The following is a 20,151-nucleotide window of genomic DNA, read 5'->3' on the forward strand; positions in this document are numbered from 1 at the left end:
GTCACTCCTCCATCCAGGACAGCTCTTCGATGACGTGCGCCGCGAGAGGAAGCAGGGTCGCCATCCCGTCGCGGATGGCGGGACGCGACGACGCGAGGTTCACCACCAGCGTCGATCCGGAGACGCCCACGAGACCGCGGGAGAGGCCGGCGTCGACGGCACCCGACGCCAGGCCCGACGAACGCAGCGCCTCGGCGATGCCGCGAATCTCGTGATCGAGCACGTCCTCGGTCGCGTCGGGAGTCACGTCGCGCGGGGTGACACCGGTGCCACCGACGGAGATCACCAGGTCGACACCGCCGATCACCGCGGTGTTGAGTGCATTTCGGATCTCGACCTCGTCGGCCGCGACCGTCACGACACCGTCGACCGCGAAGCCACCTTCGACGAGAAGCTCCGTGACCAGCGGGCCCGCGGAGTCCGGACTGTCGCCGTGGGAGACGCGGTCGTCGACGACGACGACGAGCGCGCGGCCTTTTCTGGGAGCTTCGAGTTCCATGAGGTCCACGGTAGTTTGCGGGTCGAGAGCATGCGGCTCTTGTACCGAAATGTGAGCTATGTCCATGTCGTCCCTCATCGTCCGGCGGAATCTGCGGTGGTCACGACGTCGACGGTGTTCTCCTCACCGTCGGCCGTGCGGTAGGTGATCTTCACGGTCTCGCCGGGAGCGCGGGAGCGGATCGCGGCGATGAGCGAGTCGCCGTCGGTGATGACCCGCTCGTCGACGCGGACGATGAGCGCGTTGTTCGGGATGCCCGCACGATCGGCCGGCCCGTCGGGTACGACTTCCACGACGCGCGCGCCGTAGGCGTTGTCCCGGGACGGGACCTGGACACCGATGATCGAGTGCGTCGCCTGCCCGGTGTCGACGAGTTCCTGCGCGATGCGCCGGGCCTGCTCGACGGGGATCGCGAAGCCGAGGCCGATCGAGCCCGACTGTCCGCCGGCCGTGGCGATCGCGGTGTTGATGCCGACGAGGCGACCTTCCATGTCGACGAGCGCGCCACCGGAGTTGCCCGGGTTGATCGCCGCGTCGGTCTGGATCGCGTCGATGACCGACGCCTGGTTGGCAGTGTCCCCGCTCGTGGAGACGGGACGGTTGAGGGCCGAGACGATGCCCGCCGTCACGGTGCTCTGGAGTCCGAGTGGCGAACCGACGGCCACGACCTCCTGGCCGACCGCCAGGTTCTCGGCGCTGCCGAGTTCGATAGGTGTGAGGTCGGTGCGACCTTCCGTCCGGATGACGGCGATGTCCGAGACCGCGTCCGCGCCGACGACCGTCGCCGGTGCGGTGGAACCGTCCGAGAAGTAGACCGTCAGGCGCGCGCCCTGCCCGCCACCCGCCACGACGTGGTTGTTGGTGAGAATCAATCCGTCCGAGGACAGGACCACACCCGAACCCTCACCGGCACCCGTGCGACCGAGGACCTCGATCCGTACGACGCTCGGCACGACCCTGTCGGCGACGGCCTGCACGCTGCCCTCGGGAGCGGCGGCGATCGTCTGTGTCTCGGGCCGCGGGGCGTCGAGGGAGTTGACGACCGGTCCGGACGAGTCGCGCATCGACCACGCGCCGACCGCGCCACCGATGCCGCCGCTCACCAGCGCCAGTGCGATGGCACCGACGACGAGGGCGGAACGGCCCGGCATGCGATTCGATGCCGTGTGATTCGGTGCTGGGTGATTCGGTCCCGGCGCCGGCGGCGGAGGTGCCGGCTGCTGGGCGGCCTGCGCGTAGGGGTCGGTGTATCCACCGGGGCCGTACGGATGGGGTTGCGGTTGCGGTGCTCCCGCGCCGCGGGTGGGGTCCTCACTCATTCGTCACTTCGCCTTCGTCCGCCGGGGCCACCGGACGCATACGGGTCGACGTCGGCGTGCGGTGGCCGATCATGCGGGGTGCGTCGAGCACCTCCGCCCTTCTTCGTCCAGCATGGACCGGGCAGCTGAGAGTCGCCTCAGAAGTACCCGCGATTTCGCTGTCGAATTCATCCGATCTCGGTGGGGTGCGTCTCTCCATCGAGGGTCGGTGTGCCGGGCAACACGATGCGGATCAGCGCGCCACCACGATCCGACCGTTCGACGGCGATCGTCCCGCCGTGCTTCGTGACCATCTGTCGCACGATGGCCAGTCCCAGACCGGATCCCGGCATCGACCGCGCGGTCGTCGCCCGGTAGAACCGCTCGAACACCAGCTCGCGTTCCTCCTCCGGGATCCCCGGGCCGGCGTCGTCGACGGTCAGTTCCATCAGGCCACTGGCGATCTGCCGCATGTTCACGACGACGTCCTCCCCCGCCGGGCTCCACTTGGCCGCGTTGTCGAGGACGTTGACCACGGCGCGGGTGAGTCCGGCCTGGTCGCCGAAGACGAACCACTGCTCGGTGGTCGCCCGGAACTCGATGTCGGTACGCCGTCGACGCGCGCGTTCGAGACTGCGGTCCACCACCTCGGCGACGTCGACGACCTCGAAGACCGTCTCCGGCGCATCCTCACGGGCGAGGTCGACGAGATCACCGACGAGCGTCGACAACTCCTCGATCTGGCCGATGACGTCGGCCCGCAACTCGGCCATGTCCTCGTCGGGCAGGCTCGGTGCACCGGGACGGCTCGCCGCGATGAGCAGTTCCATGTTGGTCCGCAATGAGGTCAGCGGTGTCTTCAGTTCGTGACCGGCGTCGGCGACCAGCCGGCTCTGCCGTTCCCGCGACTCGGCGAGCGCGCGCAGCATCATGTTGAAGCTCTCGGTGAGACGGGCGAGCTCGTCGTGGCCGGTCACCCGGATGGGCCGCAGGTCGTCGGTGCGGGCGACCCGCTCGGCGGCGGCGGTGAGCCGGGCGACGGGACGCAGACCCGTACGGCCGACCGTCGCACCCACGGCGGCGGCGAGCACCACCCCGCACCCGCCCACGATGAACAGCACACTCGCCAGGCGGTTGAGGATCTCGACGGTGGGACGCAGGCGCTGCGCGATCACGACCGTGCTGCCATCGGGCATGCGCTGGGCCAGTACGCGCTGCTGGGCGACGGTGCGAAGCGACGACTCACGGTCGCCCTCGGCCACCGCCAGTTCGGATTCGCCGATGGGGACCGACGAGCCCGGCGGCACGTACCTGCCGAGATCCGGGTAGATCAGGGCCACGCTGATGTCGGAGCTGTAGAGCTGGGCCCCACCGATATAGCGCGGGTCATAGGTGATGAGGGTGCTCGACTCGACGAGCGCGGCGGCCCGCGCCCGCAACTGGGTGTCGACCTCCGAGTACAACGCCCGCGAGACGACGGCGTAGGCCGCGATGGAGGTGACGGCGACGGCGAGCGCCACCGCGCCGGCCGCGAGGAGCGTGACGCGGGTGCGCAGCGGCACCGAGCGGGTCAGAAGAAGAGGTGGTCGCATCGGGTCGCTCACGGCGGGGTTTCGCGCAGCACGTACCCGACGCCGCGCACCGTGTGGATCAGGCGCGGTTCTCCACCGGCCTCGGTCTTGCGTCGCAGGTACCCCACGTAGACCTCGAGGGCGTTGCCGGAGGTCGGGAAGTCGTAACCCCACACCTCCTCGAGGATGCGGCTGCGCGTGAGCACCCTCCGCGGGTTCGCCATGAGCATCTCCATCAAGGAGAACTCGGTGCGGGTGAGGCTGATCTGCCGGTCACCGCGGGTGACTTCGCGGGTCGCGGGGTCGAGGCTGAGGTCGGCGAACCGCAGCACCTCGTCGGCGGACGAGTCCGGGTCGGGCGCGGCACGACGCAGCAGCGCCCGCAGCCGCGCGAGCAGTTCCTCGAGCGCGAACGGTTTCGGCAGGTAGTCGTCGGCGCCCGCGTCGAGACCCGCGACCCGCTCCGAGACGGAGTCGCGCGCGGTAAGGACGAGGATCGGCAGGTCGTCGCCGGTGCTGCGCAGTCGGCGGCACACCTCGAGACCGTCGACGCGCGGCATCATCACGTCGAGCACCATCGCATCCGGACGCGACGCCGCGACCTGCTCGAGGGCGTCCTGCCCATCCGTCGCGAGGTCGACCGTGTATCCGTTGAAACTCAGTGACCGGCGCAGCGACTCCCGCACCGCACGGTCGTCGTCGACCACCAGAATGCGCATGATCACCATTGTGGCCTGCCCCTACTGAGAGCGCGCTGAGAACCCGCGGTGGCGGGCGGGCTCTACGACTCAGTCGGTCCGGGGATCGACGTCACCCCTGTGCACGGCCTCGACGAGCCTGCGGGGCACCTTCACTGTCGTTCCGTCGACCGTGACCGGCACGAGATCGGGGACCTTCGCCGTCCACTGCGACCGGCGATGACGGGTGTTCGAGCGGGACTTCCTGCGTTTGGGGACTGCCATGTCGTTCTCCTTCGATGTCGGGAGGTTCGGGGATCAGGGTCGGCGCCGGCCGTACTTGCGCTCGAACTTCTCGACGCGACCGGCGGTGTCGAGCAGGCGGGCGGCGCCCGTCCAGAACGGGTGCGAGTCGCTCGTGACATCGACGACGATCAGCGGGTAGGTACGGCCGTCCGACCAGACGGTCGTGCGTTCGGATGTCGCGGTGGAACGGGTCAGGAAGGTGGCGCCGGTGTTGGCGTCCCGGAAGACCACGGGGTGGTAGTCGGGATGCAGGGCCGCCGGTTTCATCGGTGTTCCTCTCTCTCGTTGTCGCGGCGGTCTGCCGGGAGGTCGTCACATGGGTCTTCGTGGAATCGACCGAAGGGGTCGTGCCAGGTCGGCCACAGGTCGGGGCGGTCGAACTCGTCGTCGGTCACGACTGCCGCACGCAGGGTGCGGTCGATGAGATCCGGGTCGGCGTCGTGGACGAGGACGACGATGCTCGTGTCCCGGTCGCCGTAGCGTTCGTCCCAGCGCAGCGACGCCATCGCGCGGCGTTCCGGCGGGATCTCGCGCTGTTGCTCGGGAGTCATCGACACGAGCCACGGCCCGGCATGCCGGCATGAGCGACCCGCAGTCCTCCACCGGCGGATTCGACGAGCAGCGCATTGTCGGGTTGGGTGGCGACCCACAGTCGCCCTCGGGCGCGCACGACGCCGTCGAGCAGCACGTCGATCGCGTGGTGGAGACGTTCCGGATGGAACGGCCGGTCGGCGGAGAACTCGACGAGGCGGATTCCGCAGTCGTCGTCGAGGGGCGGTTGACCTCGTAGGAGAGGCGAGTGCGCCCCGTCGATCGTCCCCCGACGGGCGGTGGCGGGTATCTCGCGGAGGAGCCGCTCGACGTCCGGTTCCCCCGCCCACGCGATCGGCGCGTCCGGGGCGAGTCGGGTGAGCACCGCGTGCAGGCGTGCCTGCTGCCAGCCGTCCGCTCCCGGAAGCACCACCAACGCATCGGCGAACTCGACCTGGCCGACGACGACCTGCGCCAGGGTGCGGTCGTCGTCGACACGCTCGTTCAGTTCGTCGTCGCCCGTCGCGTCCTCGAGCCAGGTCGCGGCGTCGAGGCAGGTCACGACGCCGTCCACTCGGACATCGAGGGACGCGGGTCCGTCGACACGACCGACGATCCCGCTCACCACGACATGTTCGACTGCCCAGCACAGTGCCTCGGGTTCGAGTTGCGGGTCGAGGTGCAGCACGATCCGGTCGACGCTGCTGTAGTCGCGCATGCGGCGCAGAAGCGGCAACAGATCCTCGCGCAGCGTGCAGGAGACGCACCCGTGCGCGAGTTCGAGGATCTCGGTGCGTTCGCCCTCGACGGTGAGCACTGAGCGGCGGAGTACGCCCTGGTCGAGACCGGACAGGTCGTGGTGGACGACCGCGGTGCCCGGACGCAGGAGCGACCGCGCGACCTGCGCAGTCCGTCCGCGCCATCCGCAGACGATGACGAGCGGCGTCCTGGTGTCCACAGGACTCCTTTCGATAACGATTGTCATTAACGACATCTGAGCGTACAGTCGGCGAAGCACTTTGTCGAAAATGATTGTCGTTACCTACGAAAGGAGCCGACGTGTCGGCCACGTGCCAACTCACCGGACGGCGACCCGGTTTCGGGAGATCCGTATCGCACTCCCATGTCCGCACCAGCCGGCGGTGGAACCCGAACATCCAGCGCAGAACCTATTTCGTACCTTCGCTCGGACGCCGGGTCACGCTGAACCTGTCCACCAAGGGCATCAAGATCGTCGACCGCGACGGCATCGAGAGCGTCGTCGCGCGTCTGCGCGCCCGCGGGGAGAAGTTCTGATGGCAGCACGCAGCGAGATCCGGCCCGTCGTCAAGCTTCGCTCGACCGCGGGAACCGGCTACACCTACGTCACCCGGAAGAACCGCCGGAACGATCCCGACCGTCTCGTCCTGCGCAAGTACGACCCCGTGCTGCGCAGACACGTCGACTTCCGCGAGGAGAAGTAGTCGTGGCGAAGAAATCGAAGGTCGCACGCAACGAGCGACGGAAGGCGATCGTGGCCCGGTACGCCGAGCGGCGCGCGGAACTGAAGGAGGTCGTGCGCCGACCGTCGTCCTCGCCCGAGGAGCGCAGCGAAGCCCAGCGGACACTGCAGCGTCTACCCCGCGATGCCAGTCCGGTACGATTGCGCAATCGAGACGCTGCGGACGGCCGCCCGCGCGGCCACCTGCGAAAGTTCGGGCTCTCACGAGTGCGTGTGCGTGAACTCGCCCACCGCGGGGAACTACCCGGCGTCCACAAGTCGAGCTGGTGAGGAGCGAGATATGGCAGTCAAGCGAGGACCGTCGAAGAAGTCGCGTGCCGTAGAGGGACGCAAGCCCAAGAAGAACCCCCTCTTCGCGGCGAAGATCGAGTACGTCGACTACAAGGACGTCAACCTGCTCCGCACCTTCATCTCCGACCGCGGCAAGATCCGCAGCCGTCGCGTCACCGGCCTGACCCCGCAGCAGCAGCGTCAGGTCGCCGTCGCGGTGAAGAACGCCCGCGAGATGGCTCTGCTCCCCTACGTCAGCAGCAAGTAGGTCGTAGCTTCCGACGCCGCCTCTCCATCGGGAGGGGCGGCGTCGTCGTATGTGCAGGTCTTGTCGAAATTCGTCGGAATTTTCGACGAGAAGTGCACGTCACACGGGTGCGCCCGACGCCCGCAGCGCCCTGCGGACCCGTTCGACGATCGTCAGCGGACGCATTCGGAGTTGCTCGGAGTTCACCCGGATCACCGACCAGCCCAGCGAGGCGAACGACTCGTAGCGCTCGATGTCCTTGGTGCGCTGACGCTCGTCGGTCCAGTGGTGCACCCCGTCGTACTCGACGGCGGTGCGCCATTCGTGCCACCCCATGTCCGCCCAACCGATCACCCTGCCCTCGTCGACGATCGGCACCTGGGTGGCCGGCGCCGGTAGTCCGTGGTGCACGAGCAACAGGCGGACCCTGGTCTCGGGTGGAGACTCGGCGCCGGGATCCACGCGGGGTACGACCGCGCGCACCTGCGGAAGTCCGCGCTCCCCGCGGTGCCGGTCGGCGACGGTGAGGATGTCTGCCGGGTCCAGCCCGGTGGCTCGACACAACGCATCGAGTTGTTCGACGGCTCGCGCGGGTGCCAGCCACCGGGCGAGATCGAAACCGGTCCGCGCAGCAGTCGTCACCGACATCCCCTCGCGCTCGCAGACCTCCTCCTCGAGCACGGTGTCGCCGTGCACCCTCACCCCGGCCGTGCCGCGGCGACTCCCGGTCCGGAGCAGCTCCGCCGGCGCACGACCGTCGACCCATCTGCTGCCGTGCACCGCGGCAGCGGACAGCCCTGCCAGTACGCCACCGCCTCGCGTCCACAACCACGCCGCACGCGCACGTCGCAGCGCAGTCATCTCCGCGTCGGGATGGATGTACACGTCGCGATGCAGCCGGCGCATGGTCCGCAGTCGGTACGGCGTCAGGCATTTTCCGGCCAGCGCGTCGGTGCCGCTGAACGGTTCGTCGAATTCCCCCATGGCGGAAGCCTGCACAACGTACGCCCGACGTGGAACCCCGGATCGTCGCCCTGTGGATGAACGTTCCTGAGTGAGCAGTTGTCGTCGAAAAATTCGGCTTTGATCGACAAGAACTGCGCTCCGGGCGCCTGCCTCGGGAACTCATCCACAGGGTCCTTAGACTAGGCAACCGTGTCGGGTGTGATCGCGGGGTTCAGTGTCATCTTCGTGATCATCGCCATCGGCTTCACGCTGGGGCGCCTGGGCACACTCGGGCACGAGGCGCAGACGGTGCTCAGCCGGCTCGTCTTCTTCGTCGCCACCCCCGCGCTGCTGTTCGACGTGCTCGCGACGTCCGACCTGTCGGTGATCTTCTCGCCCAATCTCTACATCGCGGCGGCCACGGCGTTCGCCGTCGCGATCGTGCACTTCGTCGTCGCGAAGCTCTGGCTGCGACGTGCAGTTCCCGAGGCCACCATCGGCGCGCTGTGCGCCGGCTACGTCAACTCCGCGAACCTCGGCATCCCCATCGCGGTCTTCGTGCTCGGCGACGCGTCGTTCGTCGCTCCCCTGCTGTTGTTCCAGATCGTCGTGCTCTCCCCCATCGCGCTGACGATGCTCGACCTGTCGACGATGCGCGCCGGGGTCTCGCGCCTCGACACCCTGCTCGCGCCGTTCAAGAACCCCATCGTCCTGGCCGCCGCGGCCGGGCTCGCCATCGCGATCAGCGGGTGGACGCCTCCCGAAGCGCTGCTGCAGCCGTTCCATCTGCTCGGCGGCGCGTCTGTTCCCGGTGCGCTGCTCGCGTTCGGGTTGTCGCTGCAGGGCGTGCGAGTGCTCGAGAAGGGGACGAGCCCGCGCCGCGACATCGCGCTCGCCTCGGTGCTCAAGATCCTCGCCCAGCCCGTGCTCGCGTACCTGATGGGGCGTTTCGTGTTCGGCCTCGACGGCCATGCGCTGTTCGCCGTCGTGGTGGTCGCGGCACTGCCGACCGCGCAGAACGTGTTCGTCTACGCCAGTGCCTACGGTCGCGGCACGGTGCTCGCCCGCGACGCCGCACTCGTCACCACCCTCGCCTCCATCCCTGCGATCGGCGTGACCGCCGCCCTGCTGGCATGAGGAACACACGACACGGGAATACCGTGGGAACCATGCGTTCCGTCGTCCGTGTCTGCCGGGGAATCACCGTCCTCGCGATGTACCTGATCATCGCGGCCTGCGGATCGAGTTCGGGTACACCGGACGTCCCTGCACTGCCCGAGGAACCGGTTCCGGCAGGGGCGACGGCGTTCTCGCCGCGACCCGACATCGTCGACGCACATCCGCTGACGATCCTGTCGTGGTCGCGGGTGAGCGACGACCGGATCGCCCTGCACTTCGAGACGGGCACCCCCGAGTGCTTCGGCGTCGACGCGACCGTCACCGAAACGGACGACGCGGTGACGGTGACGCTGCTCGGCGGCACGCTGCCGGAGATGCAGGACCGCATGTGCATCATGGTCGCCGTCGCCGGCACCCTCGAGGTCTCCTTGCAGTCGCCGCTCGGCGACCGGGTCGTGACGGCCGGCGTCTGACATATGCCGCATCCTCCGCGTCACTGGCTGCTGTACCTGTGCTTGTCCACAGCCCTGCTGCACGCGGCATTCCAGTCGATCCGCGTCCTGGTCTCCTACCGGATCCTCGCGCTCGGCGGTGACGCGACGACCATCGGTGCCGTCACCGCGCTCTACGCCATCGTCCCACTGATCGCGGCGGTGCGGATGGGACGCGCCGTGGACCGCGGCCACGCGACCGCCATTCTCCGTTCGGGCATCGTCGTCACCACGGTCGGCGCCGGGTTGATCGCTCTCAGTTCGGGATTGCCCGTGCTCGCCGCCGGCAACGTCGTGCTCGGTCTCGGGCAGTTGCTCGTCACGGTGTCGGGACAGGCGTTCGTGTCGATCCTGTCGCCGCCGGGTCAACTGGATCGCGGGTTCGCCGGTCTCACGCTGGGTGTATCGGTCGGGCAGGCCGTCGGTGTGCCGGTCTCCGGCGTGATCGCCGCGACCACCGGTGACGGCAACGGTTCCGTCGAGACCACCGGCGCACTGCTGGCCATGACGGTGGTCTCGCTGCTCTCCCTTCCACTCGTGCTGGGACTTCGTGAACCGCCCGGCTCCGGCCGCACCGCGGAGGACGGCGCGCCCCAGTCGATCCTGTCGATGCTCGGGACGAAGGGCATGAAGCCCGCGATGCTGTCGAGCCTGGTGGTCCTCGCCTCGGTCGACCTCGTCGTCGCCTACCTGCCGTTGCTCGGCGAGCAGTTCGGGTTCGGTGTGCTGCTGGTGTCGATCCTGCTCACCGCCCGCACCGTGGCGTCCATCGTCTCGCGTGCCCTGCTGCCGTGGGCGCTGCGCCGGATTCCGCGCAGGTGGCTGCTCGTCTCCGCGACCGCCGGGACCATCGTGCCCGTCGCGCTGCTGCCGCTCGTGCCGAACCCGTGGGTCATCGGCGCCTTGCTGGCCGTGTGCGGAATGTTCTGGGGCGTCGGCCAACCCCTGACCATGACGTGGGTGGTCGAACTCGTCGCACCGGCCGACCGCGCGTCGGCGCTGGCGGTGCGATTGACCGGCAACCGTCTCGGGCAGGTCGCGGTGCCCATGGTGGCCGGCGCGATCGCCGGGGTCGCCGGGGTCGCGTCGATCTTCTGGGTGACCGCCGCCCTGCTGTCCGCCGCCGCGACGACCACGTGGCGATCCGTGCGCCGCTGAGAGTTCCTACGACCGCCGACGGGCCCGCACGTAGTCGGCGACGACCGCCGCCCCGAGACCGTCGACGTCGGGCGCGACCACCCGTCCCCCGACGCGACGCGCCAGCACGTCGACGACCCGCGCGAGCCCCGGATCGCTGCCGAGCCGGAAGATCGTGACCTGGGCGCCGAGCCGCGCGATGTGGTCGAGTTCGCGCACCGTCAGCCCCAGAGTGCGTGCGCTCGGCGGGTAGTCGAAGGCCGCGAAGCCGTCCGGTTCGAGGTGGGCGGTGGGTTCACCGTCGGTGACGACGAAGACCACCGGTTGCGCGTTGGGATGTCGACGCAGGTGACGACCCGCGAGCATCAGGGCGTGGTGCAGGTTGGTGCCCTGCTCGTAGACGCCGTCGAGCCCGGCGAGTTCGGGCGCCGACACCACACGAGCGTGCCGGCCGAACGCGATGAGCTGCAGCGCATCCCCGCGGAAGCGCGTGGACACGAGATGGTTGAGCGCGAGGGCCGTGCGTTTCATCGGCACCCAGCGACCGTCCATGACCATCGAGAACGACGTGTCGACGAGTAGCGCGACGGCCGCCTGCGTCCGCTGTTCGGTCTCGATCACCTCGACGTCCTGCACCGACATCCGCACCGGCAGACCGGGACTGCGCAGGGTCGCGTTGGTGAGGGTCCGCACGACGTCCCACGGTTCGGTGTCGCCGAACTCCCATGTCTTCGACGCGCCGGTCGGTTCGCCGAGCACGCCCGCCCGCCGCGACTCGCGTTGCCCGGTGCGCGACGAGATGCGATTCACGACGTCGCGCAGAGCCGCCTCGCCGAGCCGGCGCATGGCTTTGGGCGACAGTCGCCACTGTCCGTCGGCACCCCGGTCGAAGAAGCCCTGCCGCTGCAGTTCCTTCTCGAGTTCGGCGAGGGTGCGTGCATCGGCCGCGGCCTCGGGCCCGAGATGACGGGCGAGCGCGTCGAGGTCGATGTCGTCGAGCGACGCCCCGGCGTACTGCTGCGACAGCTGCTCGGCGAGCTGGTCGAGTTCGGACAGCTCCTGCAGCGCCGAGGTGGCCTCACCGAGACCCATGCCCTGTTCGCCGCGCACCTGCTCGGAGCCGGTCCAGTCCTCGCCGGGACGCGCGGCACGCAGGTGGCCGTCGAGACGGTCGAGCTGGCTCATCAGATCCGGGGATCCGAAGGCCTGCTGCGCGAGGGCGTCGAGTTCGTCGCGCTGCTCGGGGGTGAGCGAGTTGCGCAGCCGCTGCGCAGCCGCGGCCCGCTGCGCGAGGGAGTCGAGCAGTTCCTCCACGTTCTGCGGGTTCTCCGGGAAGAACTCGCCGTGCTCGGCCATGAACTGCTCGAAGTCCTCCTCGGTGTCCTCACCGCGGGAGTGCTTGTCGAGCAGATCGTTGAGGTCGTTCAGCATCTCCGAGATGCGTTGCCGGTCTTCGTCGGTGGCCCCTTCGAGCGCCTGCTTCATCCCGGTGAAGCGCTGGTCGAGCATCTCGCGGCCGAGCAGGTCGCGGATCTTCTCGTAGTCCTGCCGGGCCTGCGCGCTGCGCCAGTCGTAGTCGGCCAGTTCCTGCACGGCCTGCGCCGTCGACGGCGGTAGTTCCTCGATCCGCATCTCCGCGAACCGCGCGTCGTCGTCGAGGGCACGGGCCAGCTCCTTGCGCTCCTCGAGCACGGCGCGGTCGAGGAGTTCGCGCACCTCGCGCAGGGTGCCGTCGAGGTTGGTGCGGTCGAGCAGCTGACGTCGACGCCGGTTCGCCTGCGCGGCAAGCTTGTCGAGGCCGCGCATACCGTCCTGTCCGCGGCGCAGCAACTCCCGCAGGGCGCGCTTGGGTGACGCGCCGGCCATGACGTCGTCGCCGATCGCGGCGAGCGCGTCGCGCAGGTCCACCGGCGGGGCGAGCGGATCGCCCCCGGCATACGGACCGTAGCGGGCCGACCTGCTCATCGGGAGTACACCGCCGATCCGTCGTCGCCGGTGTCCTTGGCGATGCGCCGCGCCAGGTACAGACCCTCGAGGGCGAGTTCCACTGCCGCGGCGCGGGTTCCGGTGTCGGTGGCGCCGAGCCGCTCGGCGACGGCGTCGAGGACGGGCAGTTCGGGCAGTTCGTCGAGCAGCACCTTCGCGGTGATCCGCTCACCGGTGACCACCGGATCACCCTGTTCGACGGCGGCGACCAGCGGCCCGAGGTCGACGCCCGCGAGCCGCGAGCGGGCGGTCTCGGCCGTGGCGCGCCGGAGGAGGTGATCGAGGATCTCGAATTCCCTTCCCTCCTCGCCGGATTCGAACTCCACCTTGCCGCGGAGCACCTCGACGACCGTGCCGAGGTCGACGGGACGCGCGACCGGATCGTCCTCACCGAGGACCGCACCGCGGTGCAGTGCCGCGGCCGAGACGGTCTCGGCGCCGGCGACGGCGAACCGTGCCGAGACACCCGAACGCTGGTCGACGGAGGTCGATTCGCGCAGCAGCCTGGTGAACCGGGCGAGGATCTCGAAGAGATAGTCGGGCACGCGGGACTGCAGGTGCGCCTCCTGCTCGATGACGGCGATCTCGTCCTCGAGCCGGGTCGGGTAGTGCGTGCGGATCTCCGCGCCGAAACGGTCCTTGAGCGGGGTGATGATGCGACCGCGGTTCGTGTAGTCCTCGGGGTTCGCGCTCGCGACGAGCAGCACGTCGAGGGGCAGGCGCAGCGTGTAGCCACGGACCTGGATGTCGCGTTCCTCCATGACGTTGAGCAGCGACACCTGGATGCGTTCGGCGAGGTCGGGCAGTTCGTTGACGGCGACGATGCCGCGGTGCGCGCGGGGCACGAGACCGAAGTGGATCGTCTCCGGGTCGCCGAGGCTGCGACCCTCCGCGACCTTCACGGGGTCGACGTCGCCGACGAGGTCGGCGACCGAGGTGTCGGGGGTCGCGAGCTTCTCGGCGTACCGCTCGCTGCGGTGCCGCCACGCGACGGGCAGGTCGTCGCCGAGTTCGGCGGCACGGCGGATCGACGCCGGGGTGATGGGTTCGTAGGGGTGCTCGCCGAGTTCGGAGCCGGCGATGACCGGGGTCCATTCGTCGAGCAGCAGCGGCAGGGTGCGCAGCAGGCGCGTCTTGCCCTGGCCGCGTTCGCCGAGCAGGACCACGTCGTGGCCGGCGATGAGGGCGCGTTCGAGCTGCGGGACGACGGTGTCCTCGAAACCGAGGATTCCGGGCCACGGATCGGTACCGTCGCGCAGCGCAGCGAGCAGGTTGTGCCGGATCTCGTCCTTGACGGACCGTTGCACGTGGCCGGAGGCGCGGAGCTCGCCGACCGTGGAGGGGCGCGGTGTGGGTGACGTCACCTCACCCAAGGTACGACCGAACCGCAGTTTCGGCATCCGTGATCCCGCGACCGGTCCGCCTACACTCGCCGCATGGACACCTGGATCCTGGCGGCCCTGCTCGGGCTGGGGCTCGCGGCCGCCACCGGGCTGCGCACCTTCCTGCCGCTGCTGCTCCTGTCGGCCGCGGTCCACTTCGAACTCTTCGGAGTCGTCCTCAACGAATCGATGCAGTGGCTCGGGTCCACCTCGGCGCTCGTCGCCCTGACGATCGCCACCGCCGTGGAGGTCGTCGCCGACCTCGTGCCGCTCGTGGACAACGCGCTGTCCGCCGTCGGCACGGTCACCCGGCCGGTCGCGGGTGCGCTCGCGGCGTGGGCGGCCTTCGCGAGCCTCGATCCGGCGATGGCGGCGCTCGCGGGCATCGTCATCGGCGCCCCGACCGCCCTGGCGGTGAGCACGGCGCAGACGGGTACGCGGGTCGCGAGCACCGCGACCACCGCCGGTTTCGGCAATCCGGTGCTGTCGATCGTCGAGAGCGTCACCTCGTTCGTCACATCGCTGATCGCGTTGCTCGCTCCCCTGCTCGTCATCCCCCTGCTGGCGCTGTTCGGGTGGCTCGGAGTGCGGGGTTACCGCCGGGTGCGCCGTGCCCGTTCGTCACGGACGAAACCGACGCCACACCGCGGCGCCCTCGATACGGGCCGGCCCGGCGACTTCTGATAGACACATGACATGTCGGACACCGAGATCACCTTTTCCAGCGGCGACGTCACCCTGCACGGCAGCCTGCGGGTCCCCGTCTCCATGAGGGGTCCGGTGCCCGCCGTCCTGCTGCTCGCCGGCAGCGGCCCCACCGACCGCAACGGTGACAGCGCACTGCTCCCGGGATCGATCGGGACCCTGCGGCACCTCGCCGACGTGCTCGAACGCAAGGGCTTCGCGAGCCTGCGCTACGACAAGTTCGGCAGCGGTGTCACCGGCCTCGGCCCGTACAGCGTCGAGGACGTCGCCGATCTCGGCTTCTCGACGTTCATCGACGGCGCCGCCGACGCGCTCGCCTTCCTCGGTTCGCAGCGCGGGGTCGACCCGGAGCGGCTCTACGTCGTCGGGCACAGCGAAGGCGCGCTGATCGCGCTGTCGCTCGCCCAGGACAACGACGCGGTCGCCGGACTCGGTCTGCTCGAACCGCTCGCCGTGCGCCTGCTCGACCTGCTGACCGCCCAGATCGACGCGCAGCTCGACGCCGTCGTCGCCGCGGGACAGCTCCCCGTCCAGATCGCCGACGAACTGCGGGTCGCGCTCACGGGTGCGGTCGAGTCGCTCCGCGCCGACGGCACCCTCAGCGACACCCTGCCCGAGCCGTTGCGCAATGCCGGGCTCGTCCCCGCCAACGCGAAGGCGCTCGCCGAGGAGGACGCGCTCGATCCGCGGATGCTCGCCGCACAGGTCGCCGGCGACCTGCCGGTGCTCACCGCGGTCTCCTCGAAGGACATCCAGGTGCGGGTCGAGGACGTCGACGCGCTCGACGCGGCACTCGTCCACACCCGCCTGACGTCGCTGCGCATGACGCGCACCAACCACGTGCTCAAGGACATCGGCGACCAGCAGTCGACGGGCGCCGATTACGTCGCCGACCTGCCCTTCTCCGACGAGTTCACGTCCGGTTTCGAGGCGTGGCTCGAGAAGCTGAGGGGCTGAGCACCCGACCCCACGCACGGACGACGCAGAAATAACAAATGTCCATTCCGCGTTGTTCGTGTATGGTCATCCGTTAACCAACTGGTTCACACGAGAAAGGTACGGTCCGATGCGATACAAGCACATGTACGTAGCCGGTTGTTCCGTACCGTTTTCTCACTTCTTCTTCCACTTCGCGGCGGAGCGATCCCGAGAATAGAAGTCACACGACGACTCGTTCTCGGGCACTCGGGGCACATACGCCCCGGGTGCCCTTTCTCTATCCCCGACCGCGACCCGTACAAGATCACCTCGACAGGAGAAACACCATGAAACTGCGAATCGAATCCGGCGGCACCGTGTCGACCGAACTGCCCGACGACCTCACCGGTCACGCCATCACCATCGACCTGAGCCGGGTCGGCGGTACCGAGAGCGGCGCCGCCTCCGCGGATCTCATCCGCGAGCTGCTCGACCGTGGCGCCGCCAAGCTCGTCATCTCCGAGGGCCGCGGCAAGCGCACCGTCGAACACACCGCACACGACAACGGCACCCACGCGCACGCCGCCTGAGCGACGGTGCGCGCGGGTGCCGCGCGTGGTCGTGACTAGTGCGCGAAGTGCCGCGCGCCGGTGAGGTACAGCGTCACGCCCGCCTCGCGAGCGGCCTCGATGACCTCGTTGTCGCGCACCGAGCCACCCGGCTGCACGATCGCCTTCACGCCGGCCTCGGTCAGCACCTGCAGACCGTCGGCGAACGGGAAGAAGGCATCCGACGCGGCCACCGACCCGGCGACACGATCACCCGCACGGGTCACGGCGAGTCGCGCCGAGTCGACGCGGTTGACCTGACCCATGCCGACACCGACGGTCGCGCCGCCCGAAGCCAGCAGGATCGCGTTGGACTTCACGGCACGGCATGCGCGCCAGGCGAATTCGAGATCGCGCAGCGTGGCCTCGTCGGCAGCCTCGCCGCACGCGAGCTGCCAGTTGGCGGTGGAGTCGCCGTCCGCGGTGAGCACGTCGCGCTCCTGCAGCAGCAGCCCACCGGAGATCTGACGGATCTCGACCGGAGCCGACTTCGGCGAATCGGCGCGCAGGATGCGGATGTTCTTCTTGCGGGAGAGCACGTCGACGGCACCGTCGGCGTACGACGGGGCGATGATCACCTCGGTGAAGATCTCGGCGACCTGCTCGGCCATCTCGACGCTCACCTCACGGTTGGCGGCGATGACGCCACCGAAGGCCGAGACCGGATCGCACTCGTGCGCGTTGCGGTGTGCCGTGGCGATGTCGTCGGCGATCGCGATACCGCACGGGTTGGCGTGCTTGATGATCGCGACGCACGGCTCGCTGTGGTCGTGCGCGGCGCGCCAGGCGGCGTCGGCGTCCTGGTAGTTGTTGTAGGACATCTCCTTGCCGTGGAACTGCTCGGCCTGCGCGAGCCCCGGCTCGCCGGCCTCGTTCACGTACAGGGCTGCGGCCTGGTGCGGGTTCTCGCCGTAGCGAAGGACGTTCGCGCGGGTCCAGGTCGCGCCGGTCCACGCCGGGAACTGCGACTCGTCGCCCTCGGGCGCTGCGTAGCCGCTGTTCATCCAGCTCGCGACGGCGACGTCGTAGGCGGCGGTGTGCTGGAACGCCTGCGCGGCAAGACGCTTGCGCTGCTCGAGGGTGAAACCGCCGCCCTCGACGGCGGCGAGCACGTCACCGTAGGCGGCCGGGTCGACGACGACCGCGACGGACGGGTGGTTCTTCGCCGCAGCGCGCACCATCGACGGACCGCCGATGTCGATCTGCTCGACGCACTCGTCGGGGCTCGCACCCGAGGCGACCGTCTGCGTGAACGGGTAGAGGTTCACGACGACGAGCTCGAACGCCTCGATGCCGAGATCGGCGATCTGGTCGAGGTGGTCCTGCTTGCGGGTGTCGGCGAGGATGCCGGCGTGCACGCGCGGGTGCAGGGTCTTGACCCGGCCCTCGAGGCACTCGGGGAAGCCGGTCAGTTCTTCGACCTTCGTCACCGGCACGCCTGCGTCGGCGATGGTCTTGGCCGTGGAGCCGGTCGAGACCAGCTCGACACCTGCCGCGTGGAGCCCTGTCGCCAGCTCCACCAGCCCGCTCTTGTCGTACACGCTGACCAGCGCGCGGCGCACAGTCTTACGTTCGGTCACCGGGGATCACGGCCTTTCGTCCATCGGAAACAACTCCACGGGTGGCGACGGCGGCGACCATCTCGGCCAGCAGCCGTCGCTCCACAACCTTGATGCGCTCGTGCAGGGTGTCCTCGTCGTCGTCGTCGAGCACCTGCACGGCTTCCTGCGCGAGGATCGGCCCGGTGTCGACTCCCCCGTCGACGAGATGCACCGTCGAACCGGTGACCTTGACGCCGTAGGCCAGGGCGTCGGCGACGGCGTGCGCGCCGGGGAACGACGGCAGCAGCGCGGGATGCGTGTTGATGATGCGGCCGGCGAACCGCTCCAGGAAGGCCGAACCCAGGATCTTCATGAAGCCCGCGGACACCACGAGGTCGGGTTCGTGGGCGGCGACCGCGTCGGTCAGCGCGCGGTCCCACGCGGTGCGGTCCTCGAAGTCGCGCAACGCGACGCGGAACGACGGGATCCCCTCGTCCGCGGCATGTCCTTCGGCGGGACATTCGCGGTCGACACCGACAGCGACGACCGTGGCGGGATATCCGTCGGTCCGGGTGGCGTCGAGCAGCGAACGCAAGAGGCTGCCCGTGCCCGAGGCGAGGACGACGAGCCGCGCCGGCGCGGTGGGCGGCAGCTGGTCACGCGAGGCAGTCAGGGTCCACTCCTGTGAAGTCGAGGTGGGTCGGCCGATCGACCGGCCGTAGGAGAGCCTAGTCGGCGCCCTTCTCGGCCTTGTTCGCGACCTCCTCGTCGGGCTCGCTGTCGTCCTCGGCATCATCCTCGTCGACGACCTCGATCACCTCGGCGTCGATGACGTCGTCGTCCTCGGCGGCGTCGGTCGCATCGCCTTCGTCGGCCTCGTCCTCGTCGACTTCTGCGACCTCGCGCTCGGCGGCGGTGGTGTCCTCGACGGAGGATTCCTCCTCGTCGGCATCCGCGTCCTCGACATCCTCGCCGTCGACATCCGCACTGTCGACATCAGCGGCCTCGGAGTCCTCCGCCGCAGGAGCCTCGAGTACCGGGGTCTCACTCTCGGCCGCCTCGAGTTCTGCGTCGGTCTCTCCGTCGGCGGTGTTGTCGGACGGGGCCGCGTCTGCCGCATCCTCCGAGATCTCCTCGTCCACCTCGATGTCGGCGCGCAGCGCCGCCGCGGCCAATCGTCCTTCGCGCCACACAAGCAGCTGGGCCGTGATGATGCCGAGCAGTCCCGACCAGGCGAAGACGAGGATTCCGGCGAGCCACCAATTGGCGCCGACCGTGCCGAAGACGCCGAGCGGACCGCCCGCGACCCAGGTCGCCAGCGCCGTGACGAGTCCGGCTCCCGCTGCGGCAGCGAGCACCGTCCATGCCGCATCGGCGCTGCCGACCGGAGCACCGTCGGCCTTCGCCTGCAGGGTTCGCTGCGCGGCGAAACGGCCGAGCAGCGCACCGATCGTCGCCGGAACGGCCAGCAGCACCGGCCAGAACGCTGCGGCCGGGCCCGAGGGGACCGCCGCGAGCACCGGCAGTGCCGGGAGGTCGCCGCCCGTCGCCTCGAACAGGCTCAGATGGATGTCGCCGAAGTGCACGGTGCTGCCCGCCAGGACGGCAGCGGCACCGATGATGACGTTGGGCAGGTACAGGATCGACATCACCGTCAGCCCCAGCACGCCGGTCCAGTGATCCCCGCGCGCGAGCAGTTCACCGACGACGTTCCACGACCACAGCAGTCCGGCGACGACCACCACCCCACCGAGGGCGAACATTCCCAGCAGCACCCGCAGTGCCGGACGGAAGGCGAGCACGAGCCAGTCGGGCGCTGCGTAATAGCGCACCAGCGGCCTCCACACGCGGGACCCGATGCCGATGAGGGCCGCGAGGAGGTAGATGCCGGTGACCCACGCGAGCGCGGCACCGGCGTTCGGGGGCGTTACCGGCAGCACGCTCGCCGCATCCTGCAGCACGATCAGCGACGCCGCGGTCACGAGCAGCGGGCCGGCGAGGACGGCGACGGTGATGCGCGAGACGTCCTGACGATCGAGGGCGTAACCGCTGTTCTCGACGAGCGCGTCGGCCGCGGACGCGCATCCGCGCGCCGCCTGCCACACCAGGACCGCGGTGGGCAGCAGCGGCAGCACACCCAACGACGTGCCGTCGATCGTGAGCGTCACCTGGTGCAGAGCGAGCCACGTGCCGGCGATCGCGGCGTAGATGCCGGTGAGGTCGCTGTTGGCGACGACCATCGTCGTCACCACGATGGTGGCCACGACGGCGAGCGTCACCGCCGGAACGCGGGCCGCGGTGCCGAGCAGGATGCGGAACCGCTCCGGGTCCAGGCTGTCGTCGTCGGTGGGAACGTGCCGGGTGGACCGGCCGAGCGTCGAAGTCATCGGTTCGAGAGTGTCACCGACACGGCGGTCGT

At 69.5% G+C, this 20,151-nt stretch carries 22 protein-coding genes and 1 pseudogene; 10 read left to right on the plus strand and 13 right to left on the minus strand.

Going from position 1 to position 20,151, the window contains the following annotated elements; translation table 11 throughout:
• Position 1 precedes the first annotated feature (1 nt).
• The 7 genes and pseudogenes from ACPCXD_RS13120 to mrf form a co-directional block, all read right to left on the minus strand.
• Entirely contained in the window at positions 2-499 is a 498-nt protein-coding gene (locus ACPCXD_RS13120) for a MogA/MoaB family molybdenum cofactor biosynthesis protein (protein ID WP_006553786.1), read from the minus strand.
• Positions 500-573: 74 nt separating this feature from the next.
• A complete protein-coding gene (locus tag ACPCXD_RS13125) occupies positions 574-1,818 on the minus strand; it encodes a S1C family serine protease (RefSeq protein WP_202399329.1) in 1,245 nt (414 codons plus the stop codon).
• 167 nt (positions 1,819-1,985) lie between these two features.
• Positions 1,986-3,389 carry a HAMP domain-containing sensor histidine kinase gene (locus ACPCXD_RS13130; protein ID WP_202399328.1) on the minus strand — a complete coding sequence of 468 codons (1,404 nt, stop codon included), beginning with the start codon at positions 3,387-3,389 and terminating at the stop codon, positions 1,986-1,988.
• An 8-nt stretch (positions 3,390-3,397) separates the two neighbouring features.
• On the minus strand, positions 3,398-4,087 hold the full coding sequence (locus ACPCXD_RS13135) for a response regulator transcription factor (protein ID WP_088899223.1): 690 nt from the start codon (positions 4,085-4,087) through the stop codon (positions 3,398-3,400).
• Positions 4,088-4,156: 69 nt separating this feature from the next.
• On the minus strand, positions 4,157-4,330 hold the full coding sequence (gene rpmF / locus ACPCXD_RS13140; RefSeq protein ID WP_088899222.1) for a 50S ribosomal protein L32: 174 nt from the start codon (positions 4,328-4,330) through the stop codon (positions 4,157-4,159).
• A gap of 33 nt (positions 4,331-4,363) precedes the next feature.
• Complete coding sequence (locus tag ACPCXD_RS13145) at positions 4,364-4,618, minus strand: type B 50S ribosomal protein L31 (RefSeq protein WP_423659875.1); 255 nt, start codon at positions 4,616-4,618, stop codon at positions 4,364-4,366.
• Positions 4,615-5,840: pseudogene (gene mrf, locus ACPCXD_RS13150) on the minus strand (ribosome hibernation factor-recruiting GTPase MRF). The gene ACPCXD_RS13145 and the pseudogene mrf overlap by 4 nt, the downstream one beginning before the upstream one ends.
• A gap of 101 nt (positions 5,841-5,941) precedes the next feature.
• Between mrf and rpmB the strand changes: the two are divergent.
• Genes rpmB through rpsR form a run of 4 tightly spaced genes read left to right on the plus strand, consistent with a single transcriptional unit; the run spans position 5,942 to position 6,921 of the window.
• Positions 5,942-6,178, plus strand: coding sequence for a 50S ribosomal protein L28 (gene rpmB, locus ACPCXD_RS13155; RefSeq protein ID WP_159416487.1), 237 nt, complete (start codon positions 5,942-5,944; stop codon positions 6,176-6,178).
• Positions 6,178-6,345 (plus strand): 50S ribosomal protein L33, encoded by a 168-nt coding sequence (rpmG, locus tag ACPCXD_RS13160; RefSeq protein ID WP_006553778.1) that lies wholly within the window; start codon positions 6,178-6,180, stop codon positions 6,343-6,345. Before rpmB ends, rpmG begins: the two co-directional genes overlap by 1 nt.
• Before the next feature lie 2 nt (positions 6,346-6,347).
• On the plus strand, positions 6,348-6,653 hold the full coding sequence (rpsN, locus tag ACPCXD_RS13165; protein ID WP_258259761.1) for a 30S ribosomal protein S14: 306 nt from the start codon (positions 6,348-6,350) through the stop codon (positions 6,651-6,653).
• A gap of 10 nt (positions 6,654-6,663) precedes the next feature.
• Positions 6,664-6,921, plus strand: a complete 258-nt coding sequence (gene rpsR / locus ACPCXD_RS13170) for a 30S ribosomal protein S18 (RefSeq protein ID WP_006553776.1) — start codon at positions 6,664-6,666, stop codon at positions 6,919-6,921.
• Between the two features lie 99 nt (positions 6,922-7,020).
• Here rpsR and ACPCXD_RS13175 read toward each other — a convergent pair whose 3' ends face one another.
• Positions 7,021-7,884, minus strand: a complete 864-nt coding sequence (locus ACPCXD_RS13175) for a DUF559 domain-containing protein (RefSeq protein WP_258259760.1) — start codon at positions 7,882-7,884, stop codon at positions 7,021-7,023.
• A gap of 171 nt (positions 7,885-8,055) precedes the next feature.
• Here ACPCXD_RS13175 and ACPCXD_RS13180 point away from each other — a divergent pair, with 171 nt between their 5' ends.
• The 3 genes from ACPCXD_RS13180 to ACPCXD_RS13190 are packed head-to-tail and all read left to right on the plus strand — an operon-like array spanning position 8,056 to position 10,613.
• Positions 8,056-8,982: an AEC family transporter gene (locus ACPCXD_RS13180; RefSeq protein ID WP_026061586.1), complete on the plus strand. Its 927-nt coding sequence runs from the start codon at positions 8,056-8,058 to the stop codon at positions 8,980-8,982.
• A gap of 32 nt (positions 8,983-9,014) precedes the next feature.
• Positions 9,015-9,437: a hypothetical protein gene (locus tag ACPCXD_RS13185; RefSeq protein ID WP_160873859.1), complete on the plus strand. Its 423-nt coding sequence runs from the start codon at positions 9,015-9,017 to the stop codon at positions 9,435-9,437.
• 3 nt (positions 9,438-9,440) lie between these two features.
• Positions 9,441-10,613 carry an MFS transporter gene (locus ACPCXD_RS13190; protein WP_160873858.1) on the plus strand — a complete coding sequence of 391 codons (1,173 nt, stop codon included), beginning with the start codon at positions 9,441-9,443 and terminating at the stop codon, positions 10,611-10,613.
• Between the two features lie 6 nt (positions 10,614-10,619).
• Here the strand turns inward: ACPCXD_RS13190 and ACPCXD_RS13195 are convergent, their stop codons facing one another.
• Together ACPCXD_RS13195 and ACPCXD_RS13200 are read right to left on the minus strand one after the other, a co-directional pair.
• Positions 10,620-12,557 carry a vWA domain-containing protein gene (locus ACPCXD_RS13195; RefSeq protein WP_423659879.1) on the minus strand — a complete coding sequence of 646 codons (1,938 nt, stop codon included), beginning with the start codon at positions 12,555-12,557 and terminating at the stop codon, positions 10,620-10,622.
• Positions 12,554-13,942 carry an ATP-binding protein gene (locus tag ACPCXD_RS13200; RefSeq protein WP_088899247.1) on the minus strand — a complete coding sequence of 463 codons (1,389 nt, stop codon included), beginning with the start codon at positions 13,940-13,942 and terminating at the stop codon, positions 12,554-12,556. Before ACPCXD_RS13200 ends, ACPCXD_RS13195 begins: the two co-directional genes overlap by 4 nt.
• Before the next feature lie 72 nt (positions 13,943-14,014).
• On the opposite strand from ACPCXD_RS13200, the gene ACPCXD_RS13205 reads away from it, so the two are divergent.
• The 3 genes from ACPCXD_RS13205 to ACPCXD_RS13215 all read left to right on the plus strand — a co-directional run bounded on the left by ACPCXD_RS13205 (position 14,015) and on the right by ACPCXD_RS13215 (position 16,173).
• Positions 14,015-14,644, plus strand: a complete 630-nt coding sequence (locus ACPCXD_RS13205) for a DUF4126 domain-containing protein (RefSeq protein ID WP_016693416.1) — start codon at positions 14,015-14,017, stop codon at positions 14,642-14,644.
• A gap of 12 nt (positions 14,645-14,656) precedes the next feature.
• Complete coding sequence (locus ACPCXD_RS13210) at positions 14,657-15,622, plus strand: alpha/beta hydrolase (RefSeq protein ID WP_160873855.1); 966 nt, start codon at positions 14,657-14,659, stop codon at positions 15,620-15,622.
• Positions 15,623-15,930: 308 nt separating this feature from the next.
• The gene (locus ACPCXD_RS13215) at positions 15,931-16,173 is read left to right on the plus strand and encodes a hypothetical protein (protein ID WP_016693414.1); all 243 of its coding nucleotides are present in this window, start codon (positions 15,931-15,933) and stop codon (positions 16,171-16,173) included.
• A 35-nt stretch (positions 16,174-16,208) separates the two neighbouring features.
• Here ACPCXD_RS13215 and purH read toward each other — a convergent pair whose 3' ends face one another.
• The 3 genes from purH to ACPCXD_RS13230 are packed head-to-tail and all read right to left on the minus strand — an operon-like array spanning position 16,209 to position 20,119.
• A complete protein-coding gene (gene purH, locus ACPCXD_RS13220) occupies positions 16,209-17,771 on the minus strand; it encodes a bifunctional phosphoribosylaminoimidazolecarboxamide formyltransferase/IMP cyclohydrolase (protein ID WP_064255721.1) in 1,563 nt (520 codons plus the stop codon).
• Positions 17,758-18,405: a phosphoribosylglycinamide formyltransferase gene (gene purN, locus ACPCXD_RS13225; protein ID WP_024103172.1), complete on the minus strand. Its 648-nt coding sequence runs from the start codon at positions 18,403-18,405 to the stop codon at positions 17,758-17,760. The genes purH and purN overlap by 14 nt, the downstream gene beginning before the upstream one ends.
• A gap of 55 nt (positions 18,406-18,460) precedes the next feature.
• Positions 18,461-20,119 (minus strand): cell division protein PerM, encoded by a 1,659-nt coding sequence (locus ACPCXD_RS13230; RefSeq protein WP_160873854.1) that lies wholly within the window; start codon positions 20,117-20,119, stop codon positions 18,461-18,463.
• Positions 20,120-20,151: the final 32 nt, after the last annotated feature.

Origin of the sequence: Rhodococcus sp. AB351 (assembly GCF_049538275.1) — a bacterium.
Lineage (GTDB): Bacteria > Actinomycetota > Actinomycetes > Mycobacteriales > Mycobacteriaceae > Rhodococcus.